The 10561-nt window shown below is 66.6% G+C and carries 9 protein-coding genes and 2 pseudogenes; 4 read left to right on the top strand and 7 right to left on the bottom strand.

Going from position 1 to position 10561, the window contains the following annotated elements; translation table 11 throughout:
* The 5 genes and pseudogenes from BUE44_RS35160 to BUE44_RS35175 all read right to left on the bottom strand — a co-directional run.
* Positions 1-191, bottom strand: a pseudogene (locus BUE44_RS35160) (hypothetical protein); the annotation flags it as partial.
* A gap of 87 nt (positions 192-278) precedes the next feature.
* Positions 279-668, bottom strand: coding sequence for a hypothetical protein (locus BUE44_RS35165; RefSeq protein WP_143172669.1), 390 nt, complete (start codon positions 666-668; stop codon positions 279-281).
* Positions 669-707: 39 nt separating this feature from the next.
* Entirely contained in the window at positions 708-1223 is a 516-nt protein-coding gene (locus tag BUE44_RS35170) for a GNAT family N-acetyltransferase (protein WP_235002766.1), read from the bottom strand.
* Between the two features lie 583 nt (positions 1224-1806).
* Entirely contained in the window at positions 1807-1932 is a 126-nt protein-coding gene (locus BUE44_RS39455) for a hypothetical protein (protein ID WP_265737195.1), read from the bottom strand.
* Between the two features lie 303 nt (positions 1933-2235).
* Positions 2236-3978 carry an IS1182 family transposase gene (locus tag BUE44_RS35175; RefSeq protein ID WP_322941076.1) on the bottom strand — a complete coding sequence of 581 codons (1743 nt, stop codon included), beginning with the start codon at positions 3976-3978 and terminating at the stop codon, positions 2236-2238.
* Between the two features lie 321 nt (positions 3979-4299).
* Between BUE44_RS35175 and BUE44_RS35180 the strand changes: the two genes are divergently transcribed.
* Both BUE44_RS35180 and BUE44_RS35185 read left to right on the top strand, forming a co-directional pair.
* The gene (locus BUE44_RS35180; RefSeq protein WP_073503082.1) at positions 4300-4482 is read left to right on the top strand and encodes a hypothetical protein; all 183 of its coding nucleotides are present in this window, start codon (positions 4300-4302) and stop codon (positions 4480-4482) included.
* A gap of 441 nt (positions 4483-4923) precedes the next feature.
* Entirely contained in the window at positions 4924-5391 is a 468-nt protein-coding gene (locus BUE44_RS35185) for a hypothetical protein (protein WP_143172670.1), read from the top strand.
* A gap of 309 nt (positions 5392-5700) precedes the next feature.
* On the opposite strand, the gene BUE44_RS35190 is transcribed toward BUE44_RS35185, so the two are convergent.
* Positions 5701-6543, bottom strand: a complete 843-nt coding sequence (locus BUE44_RS35190; protein ID WP_073503084.1) for an IS5 family transposase — start codon at positions 6541-6543, stop codon at positions 5701-5703.
* Between the two features lie 1043 nt (positions 6544-7586).
* Between BUE44_RS35190 and BUE44_RS35195 the strand changes: the two genes are divergently transcribed.
* Together BUE44_RS35195 and BUE44_RS35200 are read left to right on the top strand one after the other, a co-directional pair.
* Positions 7587-9269 carry an IS1182 family transposase gene (locus BUE44_RS35195; RefSeq protein WP_073503085.1) on the top strand — a complete coding sequence of 561 codons (1683 nt, stop codon included), beginning with the start codon at positions 7587-7589 and terminating at the stop codon, positions 9267-9269.
* A gap of 250 nt (positions 9270-9519) precedes the next feature.
* Complete coding sequence (locus tag BUE44_RS35200; RefSeq protein WP_073503086.1) at positions 9520-10203, top strand: class I SAM-dependent methyltransferase; 684 nt, start codon at positions 9520-9522, stop codon at positions 10201-10203.
* A 178-nt stretch (positions 10204-10381) separates the two neighbouring features.
* On the opposite strand, the pseudogene BUE44_RS39140 reads toward BUE44_RS35200, so the two are convergent.
* A pseudogene (locus BUE44_RS39140) lies at positions 10382-10561 on the bottom strand (group II intron reverse transcriptase/maturase); the annotation flags it as partial.

The following is a 10561-nucleotide window of genomic DNA, read 5'->3' on the forward strand; positions in this document are numbered from 1 at the left end:
TCCGTCCCGGTGGTGCCGGCGCCGGGGGCCAGGACAGCGCCGACCCGCCTGCGGGCAACCGTCCACTCCTGCCATTCCAGCTCAGCCGCAGCCAGCTCGGCCTGGATCCGATCAGCTTCCTCCCGCAACCCGTCGACACGACGGCGAGCAGCGAGCTCGTGCTGTTCCAGCAGTCCGACAACTGACGGCATCCAAGCCTCCCCGGCGAGCGACAACCCGACAGACCACAACTCCCACCGAGTCACCGTCCCTATGCCTGACCAGGCAAAACGCCGCCCTCAAGTTCGGAACGACAACAGCGACTGAGGCTCGGTCTCATCGTCGTCGACGGTCACCCGGCTCAGCACCTCGCCGTTCGGGCCGTGCAGCACCGGGACCGTCCGCTGGCGGGGCGGCAGCTCCGGGTGCTCGTCCCGCTCGCGGCGCAGGCGCCCCCTCATCCAGTCGACCGCCGCCTGCACCGCCACGCCCATGACGGCGGGAGCCGCTGAGTTGACCAGGAGATCCAGCGTCTCCCCCGCGTCGACGCCGTAGCCGTTTTCGGTGTGGTCCAACACGTTGACGTCAAGGGATGGCGCGGCGTCCCGGATGAGGGCGGCTGCCTCAGCCAGTTCCTCGGGCGTGAAGTCGTAGGGGTTGGGCGCTCGGAGAGTCACGGTCACAGACACAGTCCAAACCTAACTGCACCAGGGTGACTTGTCGGGCAATCAACGGGCAAGGTCCCTTGTGCCGAGCGCCTCGTAGTTCGGCCGCTTTCTCTGACGCCAGCGCCACTTGTACCCCCCCGACTGCGCAAACGCCTCCGCGCGTGGGCGCCCCACCTCACCGGCGTCCGCGTCGTGGAGGGGCAGCCAGACGCGGGTGCTCCCCGCCTCTCGGGCGTAGCTCTCACCTGCTCGCAACAGGACGGTGCCGAAGCCGCGACGGCGGTGACCAGGTGGGACCCACAACTCGGTGAGTGTGCTGACGTCGCGCACGTAGTCGTGTTGGACGTGCATCCGTCCCCGGAACTCACCGCGCTCTCGGACCTCAACCACGTCGTACCGGTCGCCGTGTGCCAAAGTGATCAGCTCACGGTGCCGAATCTCGCACGTCCCCCCATTTAGGAGGAGGTGGTGCCTGTCCATAGGGTTGTCCGTCTTCCAGTACTCCTGGAATGCCTCGCGGCTCAGTGCCCCGAAGTTCCGGAAGGACGGATCCCCAGCGACTACCGCCTGCTCCATCACGGGGGGAGAAGCCCAGCCAGGCCGGTCGGGTAAGGTTCACGGAGTCGACGTGGGCCTCGAAGAACTCGCGCCCGACGTAGCCGAAACCGTGGTCACCCCAGTTGCGGCCCCAGCTGTTCAGGAACAGCACTTCGTTCGTGGTGGGCTCCCACCCGATGGGGACCACGATGTGACGCCCCCTGAATCGCTCCCAGCTTTCGGGGATTCGCAGTCGGCCGGTAGCCGAGCGAAGCACCCCGTCGTAGGTCTCGAGGCCGAGGGTGCACTGGATGCCCAGTGCGAGCTGTGCCCAGCCAGCCTCCTCCGCCCAGCGTTTGAGAGTGAGGACTTGGACAAGCTCGTCCCACGTGGAGGCGCTCTCATAGGTGAAGTTGAGGCCGTGCTCGTCGCCCACGAGGACACGATTCGTCATCATCGGGTACGACCAGGTCTGCTGCGGGTCGTCGTGAAGCTCCCTGGCGGCTAGCCATAGGGCGTTTCGTTTACCCCAAATCTCGGGTGGGCGCCACGGCCGTCTCTTGGGCGGCACGTGGCTTCTGCCGCTCCCTTTTCCCTTTCCCAACTCTAGCCAGCCCTGGTGCTAGGCCGGGGTGGCGACGCCGACTGTCGCCGCAAGCTCGCCCGTCTCCCCGCGCATCGACTGCGTTGCGCGGCGCCAGATGTCGGCGGTTGCGGTGCGGGCGGACTCCTCAGGCTGCCAATCCATACCACCACCCTGACACAAGACGTCGTGGGTCAACCATGCTCTCGATGAGCGCAGTCCCACCGGGCGGTCCTGCATCGGCTCCGCGCGTCACCCCGGCAGCCCGCCGACGACATGCGGCCGAGCTGGGGCTTCGCCCGGCCGCCGTCCGGCTCAGCATCCAGCGCCTGGCCCGCGCCGACCAGATCTCACCGAACACCGATCGCGGCTGAACGCGGGTCCTGGCTGTCCCTAGGCTCGGAGCATGACCGATTCGCCGATGCCCTCCCCGCCTTACCTTGACTCTGTCGGTGATCTTGGACGCGGTCAGGTGCCGAGGGTGCGCCAGGACTTGGGCCGGGGTAGCTCCTGCTGGTCCAGGAAGGTCTGGAAGGCGGTCGGCGGTCTCGGTGATGAGGCTTCCTCGGTCGCCGACAGGCTGCTGAGTCGTTCGATATTCACGGCGATGGCCGTGAGGACGTGTTGCAGGTGGGCTTTCGGCTGTCCTCGGTAGCGGCACCGGCGCATGCCGTGTCCGTGGGCGAACTCGTTCATGGTGCCCTCGACTCCGGAGCGGACCGCGTAGCGGGTCTTCCAGTCGGGTGTCTGCTGCTCGGCGCGGACGCGGAGTTGCAGGTCACGGAGTTCGCGCGGGGGAAAGCCCACGGTCCGGGCGCTGTCGGCGGTGGTGGTGCAGCGGGTGCGGGCCGGGCAGGGGCGGCACTGGCTCTTGGTGAACCGGGCCACGATCAGGGGTGCCGCGGTGAGCGAGGAGGTCGGGTAGGGGCCATGCCATCCCGCGCTGACCTGGCCCTGGGGGCAGGTGACCTGGCGGCGGTCGAAGTCGATGTGGAAGTCGTCCCGGTCGAAGCCTTCGTTCCTGCGGTGCTGGCTGGTGGGGTTGCCCGGCAGGGGCCCGGTGACGGTGATCTGGTGTTCGCAGGCGGCGCGTTCCAGGTGAACCAGAGAGGTGTAGCCGCCGTCGACCAGGTGCTCGGCGGGCAGCAGCCCGCGACGCGCCAGGCGGGTGTGGATGCCGGGCAGGGCCTGGCCGTCGTTGGTGGCGGCCGAGGTGGTGGCCACGTCCGTGATCACATTGGCGCTGCCTGCGGCACAGGTCTCGGTGAGATGGGCGGCGAACCCCTTCCAGCGGATGATGTGCCCGTGGCGGACGTAGCGCGCCGTGGTGTCGTAGGGCGAGACGATCACCGAGGAGGAGGGCGGCAGCCCGCCGTCGTCGGCGGTGCGCCAGCGCAGGCGGCCGGCCACGTCGCGGTAGTAGTTCTGCACGATGATCTGCCGGAGGGCCTGGGCCGCTGGGCCGGGCCGGTAACTGGAGCCGTCTTGGTGGAGGCGCTCCAATAGCTGGTAGGCGTTGGTGCCGGCGGCCAGGATTCTGGTCTTGGGCCGGGTGGGGTTCTTGCCCAGGCGGACCGGGCGGCCGTAGCGGCGTCCCCATTCTTCGTCGACCAGTCCGGCCAGCAGGTGTCCGGCCGTGCGGGCTACTTCTTCGAGCGCTGCGCGGACCGCTTCGGTGACCAGTTCCAGTCGGGTCAGGTCGCGGACTGCGGCCAGGACGTGGGTGGAGTCGGTGCGTTGTGTGGTGCGTTCACGTACGAGCCCGGCGTCCTTGAGTCGGACCAGCGCGAGGTCCAGAAGCCGGTCGGCACGGTCGTCCACGGCGAGGCGCTCTCGGAAGTCGGACAGCACGCTGTGGTGAAAGCCGGGGTCATCGAGTTCCAGCGCGAGGGCGTATTTGAAGTCGATGCGGCAGCGCACCGCCTCGGCGGCCTGCCGGTCCGACAAACCGAGTAAGAACTGCAGCACACAGACGGTTGCCAGTTGAGCAGGTGAGAGGCCCGGACGACCGTCACGTGGGTACCAGGCGGCGAAGTCTTCATCGTTCCACAACCCGCCGAGGCGATCGCGGACCCATATCGCCGTCGTGCCGCCCGGATTGCTCGCCCGCGCGATCCGCGCGGTCAGAGATGGGACTTGCTCACCGGAACGGGGACGGAGCGACATCGGACACCTCGGCAGCTGCATCGGCCTTCGGAACAGCCCGAGCATGCCTGATGACCAGGCTGCAGCACCGGGGAACACCAAGATCACCGACAGAGTCAAGTTCGAAGAGCGTTTTGTCCCGCCAGGGGCGTTTGGTAAGGCGGCGACTCAAGCGGATTGCGGCCCGGGCGCTGGCGATCTCCCGCCGCAAGCAACTGCCCTTCGGCCAGATCCGCGCCACCTCGGGCACCTTCCCGGCGACCAGGGCTTCGTCGGCGGCACCACCGACCCGACCGGCCTGACCCACCTCGGCGCCCTCGAACACGACTCGTCGTCGGCCGCTTCATCTCCGTCGACCCGGTCATCGACATCAACGACCCGGCGCAGATGAACGCCTACTCCTACGCCCACAACAACCCGTTCGCCAAGTCCGACCGCGACGGCACCCGCCCTCTCGGCCCGACCGACGGCGGTACGTCCGCGGACAACGCGTGGCCCAAAGACCTCGGCATGAGCGCCGGCTGGCACTATCGCAACCGCCGCTGGGTCTGGGGCCAGTCCCCGAAGTAGGATTCCGCGTCCCGCCAGAAGTACACCCATGACTTCGCTGGCGTAACGTGCGCCGTCTATGCTGGCGTCGGCATAGGACAGTGATCGACACACCGTCACATCTCGCTGTCGACCGCGCTATGGGCCACCAGACGACAGGACGTGACGCCGTGAACTACTTCGTTGGACCCACATGGAGAGGCGGTTTCCAGGGAGCCCTCCGCCAGCACTTCCGAATGGGGCCGGCCACGAAGGCGTGGAATTCTGTCACGGATCTCAAGTTCTAATAATTCGGCATGTAGGCCCGGTGCCGATGAGGCCTTTCTCGTCCACACCGGGCGGCGGCGTGAACGGACGGACGTCATGGCAGATGGATTTATCAAGCCGAAGCTTCTTGTGTCCCGGCGCGAGTGGGTATCTCCGGCCGGCGATCGTAAGCTGCACGCCCTGGTGGAGTCGAGCATGGGTGAGACCGAGCTCTACCGGCGGCGCAGCACCGCTCAGGACTTCGACGCACGCGCCAACTCCCTGGAGATGTGGGAGCTGGTGATCGGTGGCGAGACCAAGATGAGCGTGCGCGACGCGGCTGCGCCGGGCATCTCCCTGCAGAAGAGAATGCGGACCGGCATCCACGGTGAAATCCTGGAAGACGAGTTCCGCGCGCGGGGGGCCTTGCGGAACCTGATGTCGCGGCGCCGACGGGTGGACTTCACCTCTCCCGACAAGGTGGTCAGCTTCCGTGCTCAGGGGTTCCGTAGGATCATGTCGACGTCCAGCGGCAGAGTATCGGTCGACCTGACACAGCAGTGCCGAGGGCGATGGAGCTGCGCGGGAATGGACGAATCCGATGCCGTGCTTCTGGTCTTCTTCGTCCTGGCAGAGCTGGACTTCTTCCTGACTTCCCCGCTCGGGGATCTCTCACCGATCTGAAAGAGCGTTTTTCCTGCCAGGGGTGCTTGGTAAGGCGGTGTTCAAGCGTATTGCGGTCGCTCTTGAGTGCGGTCCGTGGGGTTCAGCGCGGGTATAGGGAATGCTCTGTGGGACCGGCTTTCGGTTGAGGTACAAGCTGAGGTGGACAGCCTCGTTTCGACTGGGCGGAACGCGCAGGCCATTGCTGTGATGCGCGAGGGTGCCTGTCCACCGTCTCCGGGCCTGCATGAGTGTGTTGGCCTGGTGGATCAGCGATTCGGGGTGTTGCGACTGGGGTGGGCGAGCTCGTGAAGATGCCGTGCTCAGTGGTCATGTGTCGCGCCAGTTCGGGGTCGATTCGCGGGCGAGTCGGCGGCTTATGAGGTCGACCATGGCCAGCTTGATCATGGCTTCGGAGCGGTGGGGGTGGGTCTCGTAGTCGCGGGCGAGGCGGCGGTGGTGCATGAGCCAGCCGAAGGTCCGTTCGACGACCCAGCGCCGTGGAATCACGTTGAAGCCCTTGTGGGCAGGGTCGCGGCGGGTGACTTCGACGTCGATGCCGAGGGTGGCTCCGTGGTCGATGACTTTGGTGCGGTAGCCGGTGTCGGCCCATGCTTTGGTGATGCGTGGGTGGTCGGCGGCGATGTTCGAGAGCACATGAATGCCGCCGGCGTTGTCGGAGACGCTGGCGGCGGTGACCAGCACGGCCAGGAGGAGGCCGAGTGTGTCGACGCCGATGTGACGTTTGCGGCCCGCGATCTTCTTACCAGCGTCGATGCCTTGACCGGCCGCGGGCACGTTGGCTGAGGTCTTGATGCTCTGGGCGTCGAGGACGCACGCGCTGGGCTCGGCGTCGCGGCCTTCGGCTTCCCGGACCAGTCGTCGCAGGAGACCGTTGAGCTGGTCGAAGACCGCGTCCTTCTGCCAGGCGGCGAAGTAGCCGTAGACGGTTTCCCACGGGGCGAAGTCATGGGGGAGGTATCGCCAGGGGATACCGGTCCGGTCGACGTAGAGGATGGCGTCCATGATCCGGCGCAGGTCGTGTTCGGGCGGCCGTCCGATGTCCAGGCCCTTCCCTCTTCTTTCGGCTCGCCAGGCTGTCAGAGTTGGTTCCAGCAGGCCCCAACGGGCATCGGACAGGTCACTCGGATACCGCTGCTGTCGGCGGGGCATGTTTCTGTAGTACCGATGGCTACCGTCCCGCCACAGGGCGCAAACGGGAGTGATCGGGGGCGTGTTGGGATCAGACAGGAGCGAAGGGACCGAAACGGACCCTCGTAGGCCGTCATCCGTCCCACTGTCACAAAAGACGTCCACTGCCTCAGCCCGCCCGAAATGACCCACCACCCGAATTGCAACAAAACGCACCTATCGGGATAAAACGCTCTTTCAGAACCTGTTTTCAAGCTCAGCCCGTGTTGATCTCCCTTTCGGGTGACGTTCGGTGATGGGTCTCAGGTCGCCCGGAGGGTCGGGGGCGTAACGGGTAGTCGGTCGTGACTGCCGGCGCCGCGGGTGATGCATGAGGGTGATGGCTCGGCACGACTGTCGCTGTTCGAGAGCAGGGGGCCCGGTGGTAGGGGGAAGTTCACTGCTGATCCTGGTCCACAGGTTCCGTTGGCACGTCAACGCTTGCCAGCAAGGCGGTTGACGGTCCGCCCCCTGTGGGGCTTCCCTGGAAATTATGACCGCACTGGTGGTAATCGGGCTGATCTTGGTAGGTCTGTGGTTCTGGTGGGAAAACTCGGAGACCGGCAAGTGGTGGCGGAGGCAGACGCGGATTGCGAACCGGCGTTCGAACTCGAACCCTTCACGGCAGGCCCCATGCCGCAACTGTCACGGGAAGGGGACTACGGCTGAATACCTCCAGTCCTGTGCGGCATGCATGGGCACCGGAGAAGACGACCCCCGTGATTGACCGACGCTGTCGGGGATCTTGGTATCCGGGGTTGTCGATCACGATGAAGCTGCTGGGCGAGCGATCCATTTTCTGCTATTCAGGGACTCAGCGAACAGGCCGGGGACTTGCTTGAGAACGCGGCAACGGCCTGGTGACCGTTGGGCGAACGCATCGTTCGTGCTCTCTGGTGTCGGAGTTGCTGTTGTGACTGGTGTGTCGAGGGCGTTCACCCGTTCGTGGTAGCTGCTCCAGGAACGCCAGCCCTCGTGATCCGGGCGGGTGGGACGGTTGGCGCCCACGATTTCGGAGGCCCGAGATGTGTGTTCGCTCCCGTACCGGCTGCGTGGTTCCCGAGCTGACGGTGCGGGTGGCGCGGGCATGCAACCCGCACGGCACCACGGCCATGACCATCCGTGACCATCTCAACGGCCTGTGGAGCGATGAGGACTTCGAGGAGTGGTATCCCGGGGACGGAAAACCGGGCCTGTCGCCAGCCCAGTTGGCCACCGTGTCCGTCCTCCAGTTCCTGCTGGAGTTGTCCGACCGGCAGGCTGCCGAGTCCGTGCGGAACCGCATCGACTGGAAGTACGCGCTGGGCATGGAGTTGGAGGATCCTGGTTTTCACCACAGCGTGCTGGCTGACTTCCGCGAGCGTCTGGCCGTGGAGGGCCGGGCCGACAAGCTGCTGGACCTGGTGCTGGAGAAGATCAGGGCCGCTGGCCTGGTCCGGCAGCGCGGTCGGCAGCGCACCGACTCCAGCCACGTCCTGGCCGCGGTCCGCGACCTGACCCGCCTGGAGCTGGTCACCGAGGCCATGCGCGCCGCCCTCGAAGAACTTGCCCGCCGGGCGCCGCACGAGCTGGTCGGCCTGGTCACCGAGGACTGGGGCAAGCGCTACGGCCGCTCAGCCCGGCTCGGAAAGAACCCCTCCAAGCCCAAGACCCGGATCAAACAGACCGGCGAGGACGCCCCCCTACTCCTGCGCTACGTCCACCGCAACCTTCCCGCCCTGCGCGACGGCGAGCAGGTCCAGGCCCTGCGCCAGATCTTCGTGCAGAACTACGTCATCGACGCGGCGGACCGGCCGAAGTGGCGCGAGCCCGAGGACGCCGGCCTGCCGCCCTCGGCCCTGGCGATCGTCTCGCCCTACGACATCAGCGCCCGCTACGCACGCCGCGGCGAGACCCGCTGGAAGGGCTTCCTCGCGCACGTCACCGAGACCTGCGACCCGGAAACACCCAGCGTGATCACCGACGTCACCACCACCAAGGCCCCCGTCCACGACACCAAGGCCCTGCCCGGCATCCTGGCCAACCTCGATGATCGAAACCTGCTGTCAAAGGAGCACTTCGTCGACGGCGGCTACCTCTCCGTCGCACTGAAACAGCAGGTCGCCCGCGAGCACGGCGTCGGCCTGGTCGGACCCATCCGGGCCAGAAGCACCCGCCAGTCCCGCGAGGGCACCGTCTTCCACCGCGGAGCGTTCACCATCGACTGGGACGCCCAGCAGGTCACCTGCCCGCAGGGCAAGGCCAGCCGCCGCTGGTCGACACCCCCGTCCCTCGCGCCCTACATCAACGCCGAGTTCTCCCCGGACGACTGCCGGCAGTGCCCCGTGAAGGCCGGCTGCACCCGCACCGACGCCCGGAAGGTCTCCTTCCTCCCGCGCGATCTCTACGACATCCAGTCCGAGTCACGCACCGAGCAGCAGACCGAGGAATGGCTCTCGCGCTACGCGCTGCGGGCCGCCATCGAGGGCACGATCAACGAGTTCGTCAACGGCCACGGCATGCGCCAGTGCCGCTACCGCAGCGAAGAAAAGACCCACGTCCAGCACGTCCTGACCGCCATCGCGGTCAACCTCGAACGCATCGACGTCCACCTGCCACCAGCACCGGCCCGGCAGCCCAGGATTCCGACCGCTCTCCAGGGCTTCCTCGACTGGCAGCACATCCCCCGGCCCCGGTCATGGCGTGCCGCCACCCACCCCGCAGGCTGAACTGATCATTCCGAAGTGGCAGTCGCCAACTTGTCGCAGATTCCTGCAAAGTTACGCCGTGCGGGCTACCCAGCCCCCATGATCGCCCAGGAACTCGCGGAAGAGCGCATTGCGGCTTCTGTCAAAGAGGTGCTCTTGCCCAGTTGGGCGAGGGTCGTCAGGATCACTGGGTGAGAAGCCCATATGACGATGAGCGGTTGGCGGCCGTCTACGAAGCCGGCAACGAGATGCCCGACGAGTCGCTGCGAACATGGGTTCAGCTGATCGGTTCGTACGCCAGCTCGGCCTCCCGGCGATTGTGGAGATCGGCGCCGGCACCGGCATGTTCTGCTCGGCGATGGCCCGCTGGCTGGCCCCTGCCAGGGTGGTCGGTATCGATCCCTCCCTGCCCATGCTCAGCCAGGCCCGGCGGATCAACGCCCACCCGACGGTTTCGTATGTGGCAGGAACAGCGGAAGCGGTGCCCACGGGTACTGGCCTGTTCGATCTGGCGCTGCTGTCCCGGGTGATCCACCACCTACCCGAGCGAGCCGGAGCGGCACGTGAACTGTCTCGGGTCCTGCGTTCTGGAGGGACGACGGTCATCCGGACAACATTCCAGGAACGGTTGGACGCTCTGCTCTACGACTACTGGCCACGCCTGCGTGAACTGGACAAACAGCGGTTTCCCTCCAGAGACGAGGTACTCGCAGACTTCACCGGCGCGGGCTTCACCGTGAGAACCGTGACCAGCTTCGCCCAGCCGGTCTCGGCCAGCTTGCGCCAGTACCACACTCGCGTGTCGTCCCGACCCCAGTCGAAGTTCTCCCAGATCACGCCCGAGGAGTTCCACGACGGACTGGGACGTCTGGAGGCCGACGCACAGGCCGAACCACGTGCCCACCCACTCGCCGTCGTCGAGCGATACGACCTGGCCGTCCTGACCGCCCCGTGAACAGGCCACGTTCATGAGAACTCCCGGGCGGCTTCGTTCCGGCGCCCTTCATGGCCTTGCGAAATGCTGAGTAAGCCCGGGGCGCGGTGCCGGGATTACTCCCGGTCCGTTTTCCCGGACTTCTCGCCGAACCCGCCGTGCGCCTCTCAACGCAACGGGCTCTCCACGGAGACCGCCATCAGGCTTGAATCTCGGCCCATGGGCTGGGGATACGGGTTCCTCGCCAGCGGTATCGGGTGACGACCACCGCTGCCATGTCGAAGAGCTCGGTTCCCTCCGCCGAGATCGGCCGCCACCGCCCAGAGGGGGTGACGAACCGTCGGCGGATGTCCTTCCATGTCCAGTCGTGCCGGACCCT

This window comes from Actinacidiphila paucisporea, from assembly GCF_900142575.1.
Taxonomy (GTDB): domain Bacteria; phylum Actinomycetota; class Actinomycetes; order Streptomycetales; family Streptomycetaceae; genus Actinacidiphila; species Actinacidiphila paucisporea.